General features: G+C 66.3%; 17 protein-coding genes. 11 read left to right on the forward strand and 6 right to left on the reverse strand.

Going from position 1 to position 18923, the window contains the following annotated elements; all coding sequences use genetic code 11:
* The first annotated feature begins 20 nt into the window (after positions 1-20).
* Together ACPXYO_RS18720 and ACPXYO_RS18725 are read left to right on the forward strand one after the other, a co-directional pair.
* Complete coding sequence (locus ACPXYO_RS18720; RefSeq protein ID WP_423923686.1) at positions 21-1964, forward strand: ABC transporter ATP-binding protein; 1944 nt, start codon at positions 21-23, stop codon at positions 1962-1964.
* Positions 1954-2841: a D-alanyl-D-alanine carboxypeptidase family protein gene (locus ACPXYO_RS18725; RefSeq protein ID WP_423923688.1), complete on the forward strand. Its 888-nt coding sequence runs from the start codon at positions 1954-1956 to the stop codon at positions 2839-2841. The genes ACPXYO_RS18720 and ACPXYO_RS18725 overlap by 11 nt, the downstream gene beginning before the upstream one ends.
* Before the next feature lie 143 nt (positions 2842-2984).
* On the opposite strand, the gene ACPXYO_RS18730 is transcribed toward ACPXYO_RS18725, so the two are convergent.
* A complete protein-coding gene (locus ACPXYO_RS18730) occupies positions 2985-4181 on the reverse strand; it encodes an ISL3 family transposase (protein ID WP_423918973.1) in 1197 nt (398 codons plus the stop codon).
* A gap of 145 nt (positions 4182-4326) precedes the next feature.
* Between ACPXYO_RS18730 and ACPXYO_RS18735 the strand changes: the two genes are divergently transcribed.
* Entirely contained in the window at positions 4327-4686 is a 360-nt protein-coding gene (locus tag ACPXYO_RS18735) for a hypothetical protein (protein WP_423923690.1), read from the forward strand.
* A 299-nt stretch (positions 4687-4985) separates the two neighbouring features.
* On the opposite strand, the gene ACPXYO_RS18740 is transcribed toward ACPXYO_RS18735, so the two are convergent.
* Both ACPXYO_RS18740 and ACPXYO_RS18745 read right to left on the reverse strand, forming a co-directional pair.
* The gene (locus ACPXYO_RS18740; protein WP_423923692.1) at positions 4986-5435 is read right to left on the reverse strand and encodes a hypothetical protein; all 450 of its coding nucleotides are present in this window, start codon (positions 5433-5435) and stop codon (positions 4986-4988) included.
* A gap of 30 nt (positions 5436-5465) precedes the next feature.
* Complete coding sequence (locus ACPXYO_RS18745) at positions 5466-5729, reverse strand: AbrB/MazE/SpoVT family DNA-binding domain-containing protein (RefSeq protein ID WP_423923694.1); 264 nt, start codon at positions 5727-5729, stop codon at positions 5466-5468.
* Positions 5730-5797: 68 nt separating this feature from the next.
* Here ACPXYO_RS18745 and ACPXYO_RS18750 point away from each other — a divergent pair, with 68 nt between their 5' ends.
* Positions 5798-6886 carry a class I SAM-dependent methyltransferase gene (locus tag ACPXYO_RS18750; protein ID WP_423923696.1) on the forward strand — a complete coding sequence of 363 codons (1089 nt, stop codon included), beginning with the start codon at positions 5798-5800 and terminating at the stop codon, positions 6884-6886.
* Here ACPXYO_RS18750 and ACPXYO_RS18755 read toward each other — a convergent pair.
* On the reverse strand, positions 6868-8655 hold the full coding sequence (locus ACPXYO_RS18755) for a solute carrier family 23 protein (RefSeq protein WP_423923698.1): 1788 nt from the start codon (positions 8653-8655) through the stop codon (positions 6868-6870). The genes ACPXYO_RS18750 and ACPXYO_RS18755 overlap by 19 nt on opposite strands.
* A 183-nt stretch (positions 8656-8838) precedes the next feature.
* Here ACPXYO_RS18755 and ACPXYO_RS18760 point away from each other — a divergent pair, with 183 nt between their 5' ends.
* The 4 genes from ACPXYO_RS18760 (at position 8839) to ACPXYO_RS18775 (ending at position 15162) form a co-directional block, all read left to right on the forward strand.
* On the forward strand, positions 8839-11118 hold the full coding sequence (locus ACPXYO_RS18760; RefSeq protein WP_423923700.1) for an aconitate hydratase: 2280 nt from the start codon (positions 8839-8841) through the stop codon (positions 11116-11118).
* A 368-nt stretch (positions 11119-11486) separates the two neighbouring features.
* A complete protein-coding gene (locus ACPXYO_RS18765) occupies positions 11487-12404 on the forward strand; it encodes a LysR family transcriptional regulator (RefSeq protein ID WP_419552537.1) in 918 nt (305 codons plus the stop codon).
* A 63-nt stretch (positions 12405-12467) separates the two neighbouring features.
* Positions 12468-13805, forward strand: a complete 1338-nt coding sequence (locus ACPXYO_RS18770) for an acyl-CoA carboxylase subunit beta (protein ID WP_423923703.1) — start codon at positions 12468-12470, stop codon at positions 13803-13805.
* 85 nt (positions 13806-13890) lie between these two features.
* The gene (locus ACPXYO_RS18775) at positions 13891-15162 is read left to right on the forward strand and encodes a citrate synthase (protein WP_423923705.1); all 1272 of its coding nucleotides are present in this window, start codon (positions 13891-13893) and stop codon (positions 15160-15162) included.
* A gap of 23 nt (positions 15163-15185) precedes the next feature.
* Here the strand turns inward: ACPXYO_RS18775 and ACPXYO_RS18780 are convergent, their stop codons facing one another.
* Positions 15186-16169: an NAD(P)H-quinone oxidoreductase gene (locus ACPXYO_RS18780; RefSeq protein ID WP_423923707.1), complete on the reverse strand. Its 984-nt coding sequence runs from the start codon at positions 16167-16169 to the stop codon at positions 15186-15188.
* A 41-nt stretch (positions 16170-16210) separates the two neighbouring features.
* Here ACPXYO_RS18780 and ACPXYO_RS18785 point away from each other — a divergent pair, with 41 nt between their 5' ends.
* Positions 16211-17002: a tyrosine-protein phosphatase gene (locus ACPXYO_RS18785; protein WP_423923709.1), complete on the forward strand. Its 792-nt coding sequence runs from the start codon at positions 16211-16213 to the stop codon at positions 17000-17002.
* A gap of 241 nt (positions 17003-17243) precedes the next feature.
* Positions 17244-17384 carry a hypothetical protein gene (locus tag ACPXYO_RS18790; protein ID WP_423923711.1) on the forward strand — a complete coding sequence of 47 codons (141 nt, stop codon included), beginning with the start codon at positions 17244-17246 and terminating at the stop codon, positions 17382-17384.
* 15 nt (positions 17385-17399) lie between these two features.
* Here the strand turns inward: ACPXYO_RS18790 and ACPXYO_RS18795 are convergent, their stop codons facing one another.
* The gene (locus tag ACPXYO_RS18795) at positions 17400-18275 is read right to left on the reverse strand and encodes an MBL fold metallo-hydrolase (RefSeq protein WP_423923713.1); all 876 of its coding nucleotides are present in this window, start codon (positions 18273-18275) and stop codon (positions 17400-17402) included.
* Between the two features lie 21 nt (positions 18276-18296).
* Between ACPXYO_RS18795 and ACPXYO_RS18800 the strand changes: the two genes are divergently transcribed.
* Positions 18297-18917, forward strand: a complete 621-nt coding sequence (locus ACPXYO_RS18800) for a PGPGW domain-containing protein (RefSeq protein ID WP_423923715.1) — start codon at positions 18297-18299, stop codon at positions 18915-18917.
* Positions 18918-18923: the final 6 nt, after the last annotated feature.

The following is an 18923-nucleotide window of genomic DNA, read 5'->3' on the forward strand; positions in this document are numbered from 1 at the left end:
CGTCTCGTATCGTTCGATCCATGCAGTCGATGGCATCTGCGCACGCCGCGATGGGACACGACCCGGCCGGCGTCGAAGGACGTCACATAGCGCCGGGCACCGTTCGCCGGGCGGCAGCCTTGGCACGCCCGTACCGGTCGGCGCTGACGGGAGTCCTGATTGCTCAACTGCTTGGCGCGCTGGCGTTCGTGGTACCGCCGATCCTGTTCGGGCGCATCATCGACGACGCCATCCCGACCGGAGATCGGTGGCAGCTCAACGTGCTGGCCGGGATCATCGTGGCCGCGGCGTTCGCCGAGGCGGGCCTGTCGTTCATCGAGCGCTGGTGGTCGGCGCGTATTGGCGAGGGCCTCATCTTCGACCTGCGAGTGAGCCTGTACGACCACGTGCAGCGGATGCCGGTGGCGTTCTTCACCCACGTGCAGACCGGATCGCTGATCAGTCGCATGAACAACGACGTCATCGGTGCCCAGCGGGCCTTCACCGGCACGCTCAACTCGGTGGTGTCCAACACCATCGTGCTGTCCACGACGCTCGTCGCGATGATGGCGCTGGAGTGGCGGCTGACACTGCTCGCACTGGCACTGTTGCCGGTGTTCATCGCACCCACCAAACGAGTGGGCCGGCGGTTGCAAGCACTGACCCGGCAAAGCATGCAGCACAACGCCTCGATGAACACGGTGATGACCGAACGCCTGAACGTGGCCGGCGCGCTGCTGGTCAAGCTGTTCGGGCGTCATGACGTCGAGCGGGCCGGGTTCAGCCGCACGGCCCGGACGGTGCGCGACATAGGTGTGCGCAGCGCGCTCTACGGGCGGGCGTTCTTCATCGGCCTCAGCCTGGTGGGAGCCGTTGGGGCGGCGATGCTGTATTGGGTGGGTGCGCACCTGGTGATCTCCCGTGCGCTCACCATCGGAACGCTGGTGGCGATGGGGCTGATGGTGGTGCGCATCTACATGCCGCTGACCGGCCTGACGAATGCCCGTGTGGACGTGATGACTGCGCTGGTCTCGTTTGAGCGCGTCTTCGCCGTGCTGGACCTGCCGAACCCGATCGCAGACCGCCCCGATGCCGTCAAACTCGGCGCAGTGGAGGGGCGGATCGAGCTGCGAAACGTGACGTTCACCTATCCCCCTGCCGACAGCAGCGTTCTCGCCGAACTGGGCGGCGTGGCAGCACCGCCCGAGCAACCCAGCGGCGTGGCAGCACCGCCCGAGCAACCCAATGGCGCGCCAGCACCGCCGTCGAGCGATGCTCGGACCGGACCGGTGCTCCAAGACGTGTCCGCAGTCATCGAACCGGGCCAGACGGTCGCGCTCGTCGGGCCGTCGGGCGCAGGCAAGACCACGCTCGCTGCGCTCGTAGTCCGCCTGTACGACATCGACAGCGGCGCGTTGCTCATCGACGGGCACGACGTGCGTGAGGTCACGACGGAGTCCCTGCGGTCCAACATCGGCGTCGTCTCGCAGGACGCGCACCTGTTCCACGACACCATCGCCGCCAACCTGCGCTACGCCCAGCCCGGCGCCACCGACACCGAGCTGCTTGAGGCGTGCCGAGCCGCGCACATCGACGAGCTGATCCTGAGCCTGCCCGACGGCTGGAACACCGTCGTGGGCGAGCGCGGCTACCGGCTGTCGGGCGGCGAGAAGCAGCGTCTGGCCATAGCCCGGGTGCTGTTGAAGCGTCCCGCCATCGTGGTGCTCGACGAGGCCACCAGTCACCTCGACAGCGAGAACGAGGCCTTGGTGCAAAGCGCGCTCGCGACAGCGCTCGCCGGCCGCACTGCGGTCGTCATCGCTCACCGGCTTTCGACCATCACCGACGCCGACCAGATTCTGGTGCTCGATCGTGGGCGCCTCGTCGAGCAGGGTCGCCATCTCGATCTGCTCGCCGCAAATGGCCTCTACGCCGATCTGTACCGCACGCTTGTGGGTACCGATGAGCCCGCTGGTGTCACCTGAGATTTCTCCCCAACGTTGGCGACGCTGCTGCTGGGCCATTGCAGCTCTGACCTTCGGTCTGACGGCCCTCGTTTCCCCGAGCGCGCTTGGGGCCGCAGTCGCCGAGCCGCAGGCCTGGGTCGACGAACCGATCACCGGGCCATGGGCACCCCCAGCACCCATCGACGAACCCAAGTCGCGTTGGCAGGAGCCGGTGCCTGCCGGTATCCATTCGCTGTCCTTCCCGTACTTCACGGGGCTTGAGTTCAACCAGCTGTTCAACACCGCTGCGCTGCCGAACCTGTCGTCGATGTACCGCTCACCGAACATCACCGACTCGGCGGAGATGGACGAACACATACGAGCCAGCGCCGAAGACCGCGGCTATCTGCGCCGACCGTTGCCGGCGAACTACGCGCTGATGCGTCTCATCGATGACGGCCTCGCGCTGCAGCGGCCCGCAGCGGCGGCATGGCTGGCCCTGGCGCAAGACGCTGCCGCGCACGGTTACGAGCTGGAATTGAACTCCGCCTACCGGGGGCACCGGTACCAGCGAGAGGTGTTCTTGCGGCCGTACGAGGCGCCGTATGGGATCGACGATCTTGTGGAGCGCCTGACGATGTCGGCGCCGCCGGGCTACTCCAAGCACCACACGGGGTACGCGATCGACATCGGCCAGCATGGGTATTACAACTTTGGGCGAACCCCCGCCTACGAGTGGCTGTCAGCCGACAACTTCGCCAACGCCAAGAAGCACGGCTGGATCCCGAGCTACCCGCCCGATGGCGGCCAGCAAGGCCCGGTGCCCGAGCCGTGGGAGTTCACCTACGTCGGGCGGGAAGCGATCCTGTGCTTCCACCAACCCCCCGCCGGTGACGACCCCCTCTGCCGCCGCTGAGGGCCGCTGGACGTTCCAGATGCGTCAGAAGCCCAAAAGGCCAGGGGGCGACGCCGTTGCCAGCCTCGCCCCCTTGTCTGGTCTGCCCCAAGAAGTTGAGCCTTCGTCTTTTTTTGGGATTCGGGCTGCTGGGCTCGGCGGGGTCAGGTTAGTAGCAGGCCGCGGGCTTCGAAGTTGGCGTAGTTGGTGAAGCCGTGGGCTCGGCGTCGCAGGACTTGGAGCAGGTTGTTCGTTCCCTCGATGCGTCCGTTGCTGGGCCGTCCTGTGTGGTGCCAGTCGAGGATCTGGGCATGCCAGGCGAGGAACGTGTCGACGGTGTCGCTGAACTCGGGTATCTGGCCGGTGCTGTAGATGTCCGCGAACCGGTCCAGGGCTGCCATCGCGCCGTCGTGGTCGTCGGCGAGATAGAGCTGGTGCAGCTCGCCGAGCGCTTCCCAGGCTGCTTTGAGCCGTGGATGGGCGGCGAACAGGGCGTCAAGGCGGGCCTGGTCGGCGGCGTCGAGCTTGTCGGGTCTGCGCATCAGCAGGAATCTCGCCCGGAACACGTCGCGGTCGAAAGCGGGCTTGGAGCCTTCGGGGCGGCGCTGGACGTCTCGGCGGACCGCGGTGAGCCCTGCTTGGAACCATCTGATGACGTGGAACCGGTCCAGGACGTGGCGGGCATGGCCGAGCTGGGCGTCGATCGCTGCTTTGTACGCCGCCGAGCCGTCGGACACCACGACCTTCACCGCCCGGCACCATCGGTGCCCTTGGGCGGCCAGGAACCCTGACAGTGCTGCCTGGCTGCGGTGGGGAACCATGGCGAGCACCTCGCCGGTGTCGCCGTTCACCAGTACCGTCACATAGCGGTGCCGCTTGCGGATCGAGGTCTCGTCCACCAGCAGCACCCGACACCTTTGCCGGCGCCGGCGGTCGCCGACCAGACCTGCATAGGCGACCACCAGCGCGTTGACCAGCTTCCAGCCCACTCCATGACGGCGGGCCGCCGAGCTGACCGTCATCGCACGGGCGTCTTTGACCAGCCGGCGCGCCAGACGCGCCGTGACACGGCCCTCGAACGCCGGGTGGTCCTCCATGAACCGCCGGCCGCCGCAGACCTCGCAGACCATGCGCCGCTGCTCGAACACCAGCACCACCGGCCGGCCCGACACCTCCAGGTCGCGGATCTCCCGGTCCCGGCGGTCATGGGCCTTCCCGCTCGGGGTCCCGCAATCAGGGCAACACGGGCGGCGCACCGTCGAGCGCACCCGCACCACCAGCCGCTCAGGCGCGTCGACCACCACCCCCAGCACCTCGACACGCGGCAGCCACAACCGCACCGACATAACATCACGCTTCATCGAGGCCCTCCAGGGTTCGGCGTCTGCAAACACCGATCCCAGCAGGGCCTCGACCCCTACAAGCGGACCCTCAACCCACCCTCATCCCAACAAAAGACGAAGGGCCAAGAAGCTTCAAAGAGAGGCCTACAAGGAGCGTACATAGATGACGATATCACCAACCGACCACAGCCCTATTGCGCACCCGTACCGATACAACGGCACCAAGATCCGGGCTCTGCGCTCCTCGATTTCCGAAGAGCGATTCGCGACATTCAAGCAACTGGCTGGCGGCGATCGTCGCAGGGCGCTACAGCTCTATGTTCACAACGCAGCCCTTGGCGCGGCATTTCTTTGGCCGATCCAAGGACTCGAAGTGACGCTACGCAACGCCGTGCATCGAGAAATGAAGTCGACATTCGGCGAGGCCTGGTTTGATGAGCCACGGCTCGGTTCCATTCAACGGAGCAGTATCCAGAGTGCAAGGCGGGCACTTGCGGACGACAAGAAGCCTCAATCTCCCTGAAACCTCATTGCGCAGCTCGGATTCGGATTCTGGGTCGGTTTTTTCAGTAGACACCAAGAAGCGACGTTCTGGAGATCTGCGCTCCACCGTGCATTCAGTCCGAGCCCCCGACGGCGGCAGCTGTACGACCAACTCGACCGGATACGCACCCTGCGGAACCGCATTGCACATCACGAGCCCATCGTCGGGCGGCACTTGGAGCGCGACTTCGAGGGCATCCTGTGGATTCTTCACATGCTGTCCCCAGAAGTGACTTCTTGGGTAGAGCATCACAGTCGTGTTCGTGACCTATTGCAGACTCAGCCTTCGAAGCTGCGTATGGCTTGACTTGTAATAGTCTCGATGGCATTGCGGCCTTCGGCGTCTAGGGCTGCTTGGAGTCGGGGCGAGGGTGCTGAGAGATACACGTCGGCGCCGAGGTGGAGAGCCGCTGCGAGCACTTCGATTCCCCCCACGTTGAGCTGGTGACGCTGGCGGAGCCGCCCGATCAGCGGCCCCAGCTCTCGCAGGCTGACCAGACCAATGCCGGTCGGCAGTTCCAGGAGTGCCTCGGTGGCACGCCGACGCAAGTTCTCGGGCAGTGCGGCGAAGGGCGCAGACAGCGCTCCGGCACGCTCGGCTGTATTGAGAACGGCCTGGCACAGCCTGACGTACCAGTAACCAGTGGTGAACACGGGCTCGTCGGGGCGCGGTGGATCGTCACCGCGCAGGATGGCGCCGAGGAGTTGGTCGTCGACGATCTGGGTCACCAGCCCTCGCTCAACTTCTCTGGGCCGGCTTCACTCGCTTGCGAGGTCGGGGTCGCCGAAGCCGGCTCGTGCAGCTTCCAACTCGGATTCGCCCACAAGGCCAAGAATTTCGCCGCGCAACGACTCGACGCCACCCGGAACGAGCAGGACGGCACCGCCGATGTCGAGGAAGCCCACCCGGCCGCCTTCGTCTAGGCCCCAGCGATGGCGTGCTGCCGCGGGAAGGCTCATTTGGCCCCTGGAAGACACCTTGAGATCACCTGAGTCGGGCATAGCGATGAGTTTACAAGGCATACTTGCTAATTGCCTTGTAAACGGCTGACCTCGGGAAGCCGCTTGCTCGGACGGCTAGCGTCTCGCAGATGGCTGAGGCAATCGCGAGTGAACGGCGTGAGATCGATCCGGACCGGCTGGGCAAGTTCGCCTTCCAGGTGTGGTCCTACAAGATGGGCGAAATGGTGTCGTCGATGCTGCACCTCGGCGACGAACTCGGGCTCTTTCAGGCGCTGGCCGACACTCAGCCAGCCACGAGTCACGATGTCGCCGAGGCGACCGGTCTCAACGAGCGGCTCGTGCGCGAGTGGCTGTACGGGGTCGCAGCGGCCCGCCTCGTCACGCACGACGACGGCGCATTCTCGATGTCCCCAGAGGCTGAAGCACTGCTGGTCGACGAAGAGGGCTCATTGCACTTCGCCATGGGTGCATTCCGTGGCGGTCTCGGCGACTCGGCACTGGACCTGATCATCGAGTCGTTCCGCACGGGAATCGGCATGACCTACGAGCAGCAGGGCCCCCGGGCGGCTGCGGGCCTGGCCCGCACCACCGGCCCGTTCAGCCGTCAGAACCTCACCTCGGTCATCCTGTCTGGCCTTGACGGCGTCGTCGCAAAGCTCGAACGCGGCGCCAAGGTGCTCGACGTGGGCTGCGGCGCCGGTGTCTCGGCATGTTTGATCGCCGAGAAATGGCCGAACGCCGAAGTGGTCGGCTTCGACCCTTCGGCCATCGCCGTTGAACAGGCCCGAGAGCGCGCCGAGGAGGCCGGTCTCGAGAACGCGACGTTCGTAGAGGCGGGAGCGGCCGACGCCCCCAACACCGGCGACTTCGACCTGGCGCTGACGTTCGACTGCCTGCACGACATGCCCCGGCCCGACGTCGCGCTCGAAGCGATCCGGGCCGCACTCGCGCCCGACGGCACGCTGCTCATCAAGGACATTCGCTCCAGGGGCGATTTCTCCCAAGACCAGCGCAACCCGATGCTGGCCATGTTCTATGGGTTCTCGATCACCAGCTGCCTGCAGTCGGCGCTCAGCGAGTCCGGCGGCATGGGACTCGGCACGCTCGGCCTCTATCCGGACAAGGCGCGTGACCTGACGGCGGCTGCCGGGTTCACAGGCTTCGAACAGCACGACTTCAGCGACGCCGCAAACCTGTACTACGAAGTCCGGCCCTGAGGTTCTCTCGATCCGAGTCGGTGGCGGGAACTGCCGATCGGCACCACCGCGGTGAGGATCTCGGCCTCCAGGTATTGCCGGTGGCTGACGTCGCTCGCATAGTGCCGCAGCAGCCGCAGCGCTGCGTCACGCTCGATCGTGGTCTCCATGGTCTCGGCTTCGGGCTCGGCAAGCAGCGCGATGCGTTCCTCGAGGTTCTGCCCTTCGCTCGGAGCGCTCAAGAACTCCAGCACTGTCCCGGAACGGTCCATCCTCATGGTCACTCGCACTCGCCGCCGGGTCGTCGCCAAACCTGAAGAAGCCTGCTCGCTGAGGACGGCGAGCGCTTCCTCTGCTGCAGCTTCGAGTCTCGCCACGCTCTCGGCATCGTGCCGCCGCCTGGCCGCAAAGTTGGTCACGAACTGCGTCAGCTCAGCCGTGCTGCGAGCACTGATCTCGATTTCGAGACTCGCACGACGTCCGGCGAAGCTGTTCGCGACTGCCGCGATGACCAACACCAAGCTCCCAGCTGTGAGGCCGTTCTGAGTCACGGCGTCCCACACGGCCCCCGCAGGCAGCGACAGCACACCGAATTCGACGCACAGACCCACGACGATGGGTGCCACCATCACCAAGGCCTCTCGAAGGCTGCGCAAGCGTTGCACCGAGCCGATCACCACCCGCAGGACCAGGGGAACCAGTGCGACGATGACGTAGGCGGCCAAGATCGGGCGCGGCACAGCCACCGCTATGGCTCTCAGCTTGGGAACAAATGCGGCGAGCAGAAAGAAGCAGCCCGCGATAGCGCCCATGCGACGCGACGCGCACCGCGTCTGGTGAATGAAGGCGGGACCGACGCCCGCGATCGTCACCGGTAAAGCACCCCCGGCACCCGCGAGCATCGTCCCAAGGCCCGTGCGCCAGTTGGCACGCTGGACCTCCCTGAAATCCAGGGCGCGTTGGGTCCGCCACGAGACCATCTGGGTATTCGACGAGATGCCCTGCATGCGAACGAGGATTGCGAACGACACGATGAGGAACGACGGCAGCATCGACAAGAACGTCTCGTAGTCGATGTCCCAGCCCGGGCTGGCGCCGACATCGCCGAACCCGATCCACGCAGCGTCAGCCACGAGATCGAAGTCGTAGGCGCCGAGGACGGCTGCCACGGCAAGTCCCACGCCCAAGCCCATCGCTGGGGCCCAGATGCGCCACGACCTCGGTCCCCAGATCGCGATGAGCACGATCGTTGCAGCGGTCCCGACAATGCTGACCGGCACGAACCAATCGAGTCGCTGCTCCATCGAGCTTCCGGCATCTGCGAGCACCGGCACCAGGGAGGCGAATGCCAGGATCAAAACCGTGCCGCGTACCTGCGGCGTCACCAGCCGACGCAGGTACGACAGCCTCAGTCCGATCACAACCTGGAACAGTCCCGAGACGACGACCAGCGCTGCCAGCGTGGCGGGCCCGCCGCTCGCCAGCGCCAGGATGCAGAACGGCAAGCTGACCAAGTCGACGGTGGCCACGTAGAGGCCGTCGCTGCGCAGGCGCCCCAGGCGCACCGTCAGCAACAGCGTCGTGACACCGCACGCGACCATGGAGACGACGACTGCGCGTGCAGCTACCGCGTGTGTCTCGCCGGCGAGCTGGCTCACCAGCGCCGGCAGGATTGCCAACGGAACGACCATCAGCAACGAAAGCTGGACGGCGACACCCGCGGCGATGCGACCGGTCGGAGTTTCATCCGGCTCATAGGTCGGTGCCAGCGGGGCACCACCCGCAGTCACACAAGAAGACCTTAGTAATGAATGAAATTCATTGCAGAGGCTGCCCTGCTGCAATGGACTCTTTGGCCCAGGAGGTCACGACAGGGTGAACCTCTTAGATTGTTGCCTTGGCCGGCGGGCGCGCCAACCCGCTGCAGTTGCGTACACCTGCCGGCAATTCCGCCTGCGAACGGGGAGTTGTCCATGGCTGTTCACGCGAGTACTCCGATCGAGTTGATCGAAGGGGTGTACGCCGGCCTGGCAGATGCCGTGTCATTCGGGCGTGAGCGGCTGGGGCGAGCGCTCACACTGTCAGAGAAGATCCTCATCGCGCACCTGTCGAGCCGTGAGCAGTCCCTTGAGCGCGCCGTCTCCTATGTCGACCTGGTGCCGGATCGTGTCGCCATGCAGGACGCCACCGCGCAGATGGCGTGGCTGCAGTTCATGACTGCAGGGCTCGACGAGGTAGCGGTGCCCACCACGACGCACTGCGACCACCTGATCCAGGCTCGCGAGGACGGCAAGCGCGACCTGCTGGCGGCCACGGAGAACAACGAAGAGGTGTACGACTTCCTCGAAAGCGTCTGCGCCCGCTACGGCGCGGGATTCTGGAAGCCCGGCAGCGGCATTATCCACCAGGTCGTGCTGGAGCAGTACGCCTTCCCCGGCGGGATGATGATCGGCACCGACAGCCACACCCCCAACGCAGGCGGGCTGGGCATGATCGCCGTGGGCGTCGGCGGCGCGGATGCCGTGGACGTGATGACCGGATTCGCCTGGAACGTGCGCTGGCCCAAGGTGATCGGCGTGAAGCTCCCCGGCGAGCTGTCCGGCTGGAGCGCGCCCAAAGACGTGATCTTGAAGGTGGCCGAGATCCTCACGGTGTCCGGCGGCACTGGCGCCATCGTGGAGTACTTCGGGCCCGGCGCCGAGTCGCTGAGCGCGACTGGCAAAGGGACTATCTGCAATATGGGCGCTGAGATCGGCGCCACCACGTCCCTGTTCGGCTACGACGCTGCGATGTCCCGCTACCTGGCAGCAACCGGGCGTGAGGCGGTCGCCGCCGCGGCCGATGCAGTCGCCGATCACTTACGCCCCGATGACGCCGCCATGGCCGATCCGGAGGCCCACTACGACCAGGTCATCGAGATCGACCTGTCCCAGCTGCGCCCCCACATCAACGGCCCCCACACGCCCGATCTCGCCCGCGAGGTGTCCGCGCTGGGCGCGGAGGCCCGCACCCAGGGCTGGCCGCTCGACATCAGCGCAGCACTCATCGGCAGCTGCACCAACTCGAGCTACGAGGACATCACCCGGGCGGCATCGATCGCCCGTGACGCTGCCGCGAAGGGCCTGCGGGCACGGACACAGCTGCTCGTGACTCCCGGTTCGGAACAGGTGCGCGCCACCATCGAGCGTGACGGCCTGCTTGCCGACTTCGAAGCGCTGGGCGCCACCGTGCTGGCAAACGCCTGCGGACCCTGCATCGGCCAGTGGGACCGCTCCGGCGACGAGGCCTATGTCCCGGGCCAAGCCAACGTGATCGTCACCTCGTACAACCGCAACTTCCCCAAGCGCAACGACGGCGACGCCGCGACGTTGGCGTTTGTGACCTCGCCCGAGACCGTCATGGCGCTGGCGCTGGCGGGAACGCTCGACTTCGACCCGGTTCACGGCGTGCTGCACACCGATTCCGGCGAGCCGGTCTCGCTGCCGACTCCGGTGGGCGTCGAGCTGCCGCCCGCCGGCTTCGACCCAGGCGAGAGCGGCTTTGTGGCCCCGCCCACGGATCGGGCCGGCGTGGATGTGCACGTCTCGCCGAGCTCGGATCGCCTGCAGGTGCTGGCGCCGTTCGAGGCGTGGGACGGCAACGACTACGAAGACCTGTCCGTGCTGGTCAAGGCTCAGGGCAAGTTCACCACCGACCACATCTCGATGGCCGGTCCGTGGCTTCGCTACCGGGGTCACCTCGAGAACATCTCGGGGAACCTGTACTTGGGCGCGGTGAATGCCTTTGAGGGCTACGAAGTGGGCCACGGCAAGAATCAGCTGACCGGCGAGACGCAGCCGTATCCCGAGATCGCGAAGGCGTACCACGAAGCCGGCGTGAACTGGGTAGTGATCGGCGACGAGAACATGGGCGAAGGATCGAGCCGCGAGCACGCCGCGATGGAGCCTCGCTTCCGGGGAGGCCTCGTTGCGCTGTGCCGCAGTTTCGCCCGCATCCACGAGACCAACCTGAAGAAGCAGGGCATGCTGCCGCTCACGTTCGCCGACCCGACCGACTACGACCGCATCGGCGAGGGCGATCGGATCTCGGTGCGGGGCCTTGCCGACCTGGCGCCAGGACGGACCGTCACGGTCGAGGTGCGCAAGCCGTCGGGCGAGACAATCTCATTCGAGACCAACCACACCTTCAGTGCCGAACAGGTGAAGTGGTTCAGGGCCGGCTCGGCACTCAACATCATCCGGGCCTCGCTCTAGTCGGGCTCGGCACTGGCGGCTGGGCACTGGCGGCTGGGCACTGGCGGCTGGGCACTGCTGGATCGGCACGGCTGGAGCACTTCTCGGCCACGGCGCGAGGAAGCCAGCCCGGGGGGAGGGCCGGCTTCTTCGCTGAGGTCTCTGGGCGTGGGTGACGCTTGGACCTGTTGCCGGTCGGAGCGGGGCTTCCGATCCGGCGCTCGTCCGCCTGGGTGGGGGGACACCGTGCGGCGGTGCGATATGTCGAACGGTTTGGGATAACCGCTCAAGAATAAGTTAGCTCTGGCTTTGTTATCGGGCCAGCAGTTAGCGCAGATAGTTTCAATCTCTTTGAGAGATAGCCAGCCGTAACACGCTAGTGTGGCTGAATGGACCTGAAGTACCTCGATGCGCTGTCTGCAGTTGCTGCTCATGGCCGCTTCTCGGCAGCCGCACGAGCGCTGCACACCGTGCAGTCCAACGTGTCGAGCCATATTGCGAAACTCGAGGAAGAGCTGGGCGCGGTGCTCGTGGATCGAGCAGTGGGGTCCTTGACGCCCGAGGGCGAGGTGGTGCTGGCACGCATCAAGCGCATCAACGGCGAGATTGCCTCCATGCGAGCCGACGTGGCGTCGATGACGTCCCATGTCACCGGCGACGTCCATCTCGGCATCATCGGGACCCCCGGCAGGTGGCTGTTGCCGCCGTTTCTGGACGAGTTGCGCCGGCGCCACCCTGATGTCGACGCCACGGTGGTCGACTCCACCACGCTTGCGCTGACACGCCTGCTCGAAGGCGGCGAACTCGACCTCGCCGTGGTGAATGCCCCGGTCGACCACGAGGAGCTGGTCACCACGCCCCTGTTCGCCGAGGAATTCGTCGTCATCGCTCCCACTGGTCACGCACTGGCGGCGCTCGGCGACCGCGAGGTGGGCTTCGCGGAACTCGAACAGCACGAGATGCTGCTCGGTCCGCCCGGTTCTGCGATGCGCATGCTCATCGACTCGGTCGCGGCTCGGCACGGTGTCACGCTGCGGACCTTGGCGCAGCTCGACGGCATTCGGCTGACCGCCACACTGGCCTTTCAGGGCTATGGGCCGGCCATCGTGCCAATCACCTCGATCCCGGTCTGGACCGACCGAGGCGACTGGAGCGTGCTCACCGTTGCAGGCCTGCCTCCCCGCCAGGTCGCGCTGGCCATCCGCCGCCGCGGCATGCTCTCGGCGCCGGCGGCTGCAGCCCGCGATGTGCTCCGCTCGGTGATGCGCAGCGTGTCCCGTCGCATCCCTGGCGTCACTGCTGCGTGAGCCTGGGGGCGTCCGGCCAGCCTGATCCACGACACAACTCGGTGGGGGCATAGCCTCACGGCAGTGGACCTGCAGCTGCGCGCCGGCGCAAGTGGACATGTCACCGCTGGCATCGTCGCCCTCGAAGGGCGCTCGGCCATGCTCATCTCCGCCGACAGTCCTCGCCGGCGCGGCGCCCTCGCGCCAGCCGACAGCGAGACCATCGTCGCCGGCCTTCAGACGGCGCTCGCAAAGCGCCTGCCTGTGGTCCTCATGCTGTCCTCCAGCGGGGCCGACGCGAACTACGGCGTCGCTGCGTTGCACGGCTGGGGCGAGGCCGCACGGGTCCTCGTGCGGTGCTCGGGCGTGGTCCCGATCCTGGCCGGAGTCACGGGACAGGCCATCTCGGGCATCGCGCTGCTGATCGGGCTGTCCGACATCGTCGTGATGTCCGAGGATGCGTACGCCTTTGTGAGCGGCCCCGTCCCGGTGCGCGAGATGACCGGTGTGGCGATCGGGCCTGACGAGCTGGGGGGCGCCTCGATCCATGCCAGCGCTTCGGGGACAGCATCCGCAGTCACCCCGGCCGGCGAGGTGCTCGACGTGCTGACCGAGATGCTCGGCTACCTGCCATCGCACTGCGACGAGTTGCCGCCGCTCATAGAGACCAGCGACCCGCGCGATCGGCCGACACCCGAAGCGGGCGACCTGCTTCCTTCCCAACCGACCGGCGCCTACGACGTCCGCGACATCATCGCCGAGCTCATCGACGACGGCTGCTTCGTCGAGTTGAGAGCGGCCTGGGCGCCGAACTTGGTGACGGGCTTCGCTTCGATGGGTGGCTACGCCGTGGGTGTGCTGGCGAACCAGCCGATGAGCATCGCGGGAACGCTGGACATTGCCGCAAGCCAGAAGGGCGCCCGCTTTGTCAACTTCTGCGACGCCTTCGGCCTGCCGCTGATCACCTTGGTGGACACGCCGGGCTTCTACCCCGGCAAGGACCTCGAGTGGCGCGGGATGATCCGCCACGGCGCCCAGCTTGCCTTCGCCTATGCCCGGGCCACCGTGCCACGGGTCGCTGTCGTGCTGCGCAAGTCGTACGGCGGCGCATACATCGTCATGGACTCCAAGACGATGGGCAACGACGTGTACTTGGCGTGGCCGAGCGCCGAACTCGCCGTGATGGGTGCGTCCCAAGCGGCCCAGATCCTTCGCCGCGGCGCAGATGAGGGCGAGGTCGCCGAATACGTCTCCGATTATGAGGACACGTATCTGAACCCGTATGTCGCAGCCGAGCGAGGTTACGTCGACAACGTCATCGATCCCGCAGTCACACGCCGGGAACTCATCGACACGCTCGACATGCTGGCCACCAAGCGCGAACGGCTGCGCCATCGCCGCCACGACAACTCTCCGCTGTGAGCCTGCAGCCCGAATTCGTGCAGCCCCAACAATCGCAGAAAGACCTCCAATTGGGTACATTCGGCGACGCGAACGAGGGGGACTGATGGCAGAGGACAGCTTCACGATCACCGACAACCGCACGGGACAGTCGGTGACCGCTCCCGTGGTCGACGGCACGATCTCCGCGGCCGCGTTGCGCGAGCTGGACCGGGGTCTGTGGTTCTACGACCCGGCCTACCTCTCGACAGCCAACTGCGACTCCAAGATCACCTACATCGACGGGGATGAGGGAATCCTGCGCTACCGGGGCTACCCCATCGAGCAGCTGGCCGAGCAGTCCAGCTTCCTCGAGGTTGCCTATTTGATCATTCACGGCGAGCTTCCCACCGAGGCCGAGGCAGCCGAGTGGGTCCACCACATCACGTTCCACACCTACGTGCACGAAGACATCACCCGCTTCATCAAGGGCTTCCGCTACGACGCCCACCCGATGGGCACCCTGGTGTCGACGATCGCCGCGCTGTCCACCTTCTACCCCGAGGCGAAGGACATCGACGATCCGTACACGCGGCTGGTGCAGATCATCCGGCTGATGGCCAAGATGCCGACGATGGCGGCGTTCACCTACCGCAACCGGATGGGGCTGCCGTACGAGTACCCGGTGAATCACCTGAGCTACACGGCCAACTTCCTGCGGATGATGTGGAGCGTGGCCGACCCCGACTACGAACCCGACCCGACGCTGACGCGGGCGCTGGACTTGCTGTTCATCCTGCATGCCGACCACGAGCAGAACTGCTCGACCACCACGATGCGCACGGTCGGCTCCAGCCGTGCCGATCCGTTCTCGGCGGTGGCGGCGGCCACCTGCGGCCTGTACGGACCGCTGCACGGCGGCGCAAACGAGCAGGTCATCCGGATGCTGCACGAGATCGGCGACTTCGACAACGTGCCCGCCTACGTCGAGCGGGCGAAGTCCGGCGACGTGCTGCTGCAGGGATTCGGCCACCGCGTCTACAAGAACTACGACCCGCGGGCAAAGATCATCAAGGAGACCGCCGACGCGGTGTTCAAGGTGACCGGGCTGAATCCGTTGCTGGACATCGCCATGAAGCTCGAAGAGGTCGCGCTCAGCGACCCGTACTTCAAGGACCGCCGGTTGTACCCGAACGTGGACTTCTACTCGGGGCTCATCTATGAGGCGATGGGCTTCCCGATGGACATGTTCACGGTGCTGTTCGCTATCGGGCGGACGCCGGGGTGGTTGGCGCACTGGGTGGAGATGCTCGGCGATCCCGAGCAGAAGATCTACCGGCCCCGCCAGAAGTACACGGGTCATGGCGAGCGCGACTACGTGCCGATCGAGTCCCGGTAGCCGTCAGCAGCGCCTGATCGGCGCTAGCTCACATCCAGCAGGATCTTGCCCACGTTTGCGTTGGTTGCCATGTAGTTGTGCGCCTCGGCGATGTCGTCGAGGGCAAAGCGAGAGTCGATGACCGGCCGCAACGAGCCGTCGTCGAATCGGGGCAGCAGCTCGGCGCAGAACCGCTGGTTGGCATCGATCTTCTGCTCGATGGGCCGTGAACGCAGCACGGTGCCGATGAGCGCCGCCCGCTTCGGCAGGAGTGCGCCAAGCGGGAACGTGGCCATCGGCGCACCCATGACGCCAACCTGGATGATGCGTCCCTGGATGCGCACCGACGCGATGTTGCGGGCCAAGTAGTCCCCTCCGATCACGTCGAGGACCACGTCGACGCCACGGCCGCCGGTCCACTCCTTGACCGCCTCGGCAAAGTCGGCCCCGGTGTAGTCGACGACGAGATCGGCCCCGAGGTCGGTGCATGCCGCCACCTTGGAGGTCGAGCAGGTGACCGCTATGCGAGCGCCGATGGCCTTGGCAATCTGGATGGCAGCGGTGCCCACGCCTGACGCTCCGGCGTGCACCAGCGCCGTGCCGCCCGAGGCCAGCCCGCCCTGAGTCATCAGCGCATCGTGGGCCGTCATGAACACTTCGGGAATGGCGGCGGCATCGCGCAGCGTCACCGAGGCGGGGATGCGTTGCAGCATGCGCTCATGGGTCACGACCTGCTCGGCTTTGGCGCCACCGGAGGTGATTCCCATGACCTCGTCGCCGACGGACCACCCGGTGACGAGCCCGCCCAGCGCCGCGATGGTCCCGGCGAACTCCAGGCCCGGAATCTCGATGTCGGGCTTCGGACCCGGAGCGGGGTAGAGGCCCATCCGTTGGAGAAGGTCGGCCCGGTTCATGGCCGTACAGGCCACGTCCACCAGCACTTCGTCGGGTCCGGGCACCGGCGCGGGCACGTCTCGCACCTCGAGCACATCGACACCGCCGTATTCGGGAATCACCACTGCACGCATGAGCGGCGACGGTAGCCCGCCGGTCGTTAGCCTGCGAGCCCGTGCGTACCGATGCCGTCGTAGTGCTGGAGGGTGCGAGGAACTGCCGCGATGTGGGCGGCTATCCCGCGGCGAGCAGTCGACGGGTGCGGATGGGGGCGCTGTTCCGCTCTGATCGGCTGAGCGCGCTGACCGACGACGATCTCTCCGAGCTGGGCAGCCGCGGCATCCGCACGGTCGTGGACTTCCGTGCGGGACCGGAGATCGAGCGGGACCGCTCCCGTTTGTGGCCCGGCGTGACCTCCCATTTTTCGTTGCCGGTCGGCGACACGGTGGACGGCGACATCAGCTTGGTGGATCAAATCCTCGAAGGCCGGCTGCGGTCGGTCTCCGAGGGCGACATGGCCGAGCTCTATCTGAGGATGATCAGCACCTACGGCGAGCGGTTCGCTCAGTTCGTGACGATTGCGGCCGACGTGGACCATCTCCCGATGCTGTTCCACTGCACCGCCGGCAAGGACCGCAGCGGCATCGCATCGGCGCTGCTGCTGGAAGCGCTCGGCGTGAACCGTGACGTCGTGCTCGACGACTACTGCCTGTCCAACGAGCTGCGGTCTCACCAGCGCATCAAGGAGCTGACGCCGCAGTTCGCGCAGATCGGCATCCCGATCGACAACGTGCGGGCGATTCTCAGCGCACCCCGGCGGGTGATGGCGTCAGTCCTGGCAGAGCTCGACAATCGGTTCGGGCGTGCGGGAAGCAACGGCACGCATGCAGGCGCTGAGGGATATCTGCTGGCCCACGGTCTCAACCCCGCAGCACTCGAGATGCTGCGAGCGAACCTGTTGATCTGAGGCGACCAATCGGTGCCCTGACCCTGGGGGTCGAGGCCATCTACTGTCACGACGATGGACTACCGCTGGCCCTCGGAGCTGACTGATCTGGCTGATGAGGCAGCCGCGTGGGTGCGCGAAGCCACGGCGGACCTGTTCACGCTCGACGACGGCTGGCTGGTCGGCTATTCCGACGAGTTCACGCTGCGGCTCGGAGAGCGCGGCTGGATAGGGATGTGCTGGCCGACCTCGGCCGGAGGCGATGCTTGCGAACCGGGTGTCGCGCAACGTGACCTATGCGCCTGCCTACACGATCATGGGCGGCACCACTCAGATCCTGCGCAACATCATCGGCGAGCGCATTCTGCGATTGCCCCGCGAGCCCCGTGTGCCCCGCGGCTAGGGGGCCGCGACCCGTCTAGGGGGCGAAGCGCCAGGTGCTGGGCTCGTCGGTTGCCTCGATGTGGCCGGCAGTGCGCCCGGCGAAGTGAGTGCCGATGACCAGCCGTCCGTCGGACCACCGGGGGAAGGCCTCGAGCCGGGTGGCGGTTGAGGTGCCATCGGCGGAGTAGTCGGCGCTGGAGGCCAGGTCGGGATGGGCGAACTGGAGCGGGTGGTGGATCATGTCGCCCGTAATGACCGCCCGCTCTCCTGCCGACTGGACGATCACGCTGGCGTGGCCCGGGGTGTGGCCAGGCGTCGATTCCAACCAGATCTCGTCGTTGATGCGGTGGTCGGGAGCGACAAGTTCTGCGAGCCCGGCGTCCATGACCGGCTGCACCGAGTCCTCGAAGACCGGGCCGAAGTCCTGCGGTTCCATTCGCCAGTAGTCGTACTCGGCCTGCACGAACAGGTATCGAGCGTTACCGAAGGTCGGTACCCATGCGCCGTCGACAAGCCGGGTGTTCCAGCCGACGTGATCGACGTGCAGATGGGTGCAGACGACGACATCGATCGTCTCGGGCGGGAAACCGGCTGCATCGAGGTCCTCGAGAAACGGGGTGGAGAGCTTCTCGAACGGCGGCGCACCGGGGCGTGACTTGTCGTTGCCGACGCACGTGTCGACGATGATCCGCATGCCCGCCGATTCGATGACCAGCGAGTGCATGGACAGACGCATGCGGCCGTCGTCGGTGACAAAGTCGGGGCGCAGCCAGTCGTAGTCGTCGATGAGGTCCTCAGCACCGGGCAGCAGGATGCCGAAGGGCCAATGCACTTCGAGCTCGGCGATACGGGTGATGCGGGCATCGCCCACGGTCCAGCTGATGGGGGTCGACTTGTCGACGGTCGGCATCGTCGGCTCTCCTCGTGGGGTGTGCGCGCGGTTTCGCGGGCGGGCACGCCACACTATTGCGACGCGATGCCCCGCCGCCGGGGACAAGCCAGTAATCGGACAACCATTTCAACTGCCGGTAAAGGCCGACTCGATCTGAACATGGACGACAATCAGACCCAGCGATCGGATGCCGGATCACCGGAAGCCGCGACCGTAAACATCGACGCCTCGCCCTCCGGCGCCGCCGGGCAGGGTTCCGAACGTGGCGAGCGCTTTCGCGACGCCGCGATCGAAGCCGAACTGGCCACCGGCGAGCGTGAGCCGACCCGGCAGAAGGCCTGGCGAAACTCGGTCATCCGCCTGGCCCGGATTGGACTCGGACTTGGCGTGGTGGTGCTCGGCATCATCCTGATGCCGCTGCCTGGACCGGGAATGCTGGTGATCGCCGTGGGTCTGGCGATCCTGGCCCGTGACGTGGCCTGGGCGGATCGCCTGTTGCGCAAGGTGCGCGAGCGGTTGCCGTCGGACGCCGAGGGCAAGCTGCCTCGCTCGACCGTCATCACGATGATCCTGCTGGCATTGGCGGGCATTGCCCTGTCGATCTGGCTGACCGTGGGCGACATCAACCCGATCGAGGTGGCGCTGTTCTGGCGCGACTGAGTCTGA

The organism is Candidatus Poriferisodalis sp. (genome assembly GCF_965237655.1).
GTDB lineage: Bacteria > Actinomycetota > Acidimicrobiia > Acidimicrobiales > Poriferisodalaceae > Poriferisodalis.

What these genes read in the sequence shown, in the direction of transcription:
- ACPXYO_RS18720 (WP_423923686.1), top strand. Translation starts at nt 21, where the DNA reads ATGCAGTCGATGGCATCTGCGCACGCCGCGATGGGACACGACCCGGCC.
- ACPXYO_RS18730 (WP_423918973.1), bottom strand. Translation starts at nt 4,181, where the DNA reads ATGAAGCGTGATGTTATGTCGGTGCGGTTGTGGCTGCCGCGTGTCGAG.
- ACPXYO_RS18735 (WP_423923690.1), top strand. Translation starts at nt 4,327, where the DNA reads ATGACGATATCACCAACCGACCACAGCCCTATTGCGCACCCGTACCGA.
- ACPXYO_RS18745 (WP_423923694.1), bottom strand. Translation starts at nt 5,729, where the DNA reads ATGCCTTGTAAACTCATCGCTATGCCCGACTCAGGTGATCTCAAGGTG.
- ACPXYO_RS18750 (WP_423923696.1), top strand. Translation starts at nt 5,798, where the DNA reads ATGGCTGAGGCAATCGCGAGTGAACGGCGTGAGATCGATCCGGACCGG.
- ACPXYO_RS18760 (WP_423923700.1), top strand. Translation starts at nt 8,839, where the DNA reads ATGGCTGTTCACGCGAGTACTCCGATCGAGTTGATCGAAGGGGTGTAC.
- ACPXYO_RS18765 (WP_419552537.1), top strand. Translation starts at nt 11,487, where the DNA reads ATGGACCTGAAGTACCTCGATGCGCTGTCTGCAGTTGCTGCTCATGGC.
- ACPXYO_RS18775 (WP_423923705.1), top strand. Translation starts at nt 13,891, where the DNA reads ATGGCAGAGGACAGCTTCACGATCACCGACAACCGCACGGGACAGTCG.
- ACPXYO_RS18780 (WP_423923707.1), bottom strand. Translation starts at nt 16,169, where the DNA reads ATGCGTGCAGTGGTGATTCCCGAATACGGCGGTGTCGATGTGCTCGAG.
- ACPXYO_RS18790 (WP_423923711.1), top strand. Translation starts at nt 17,244, where the DNA reads ATGCTTGCGAACCGGGTGTCGCGCAACGTGACCTATGCGCCTGCCTAC.
- ACPXYO_RS18795 (WP_423923713.1), bottom strand. Translation starts at nt 18,275, where the DNA reads ATGCCGACCGTCGACAAGTCGACCCCCATCAGCTGGACCGTGGGCGAT.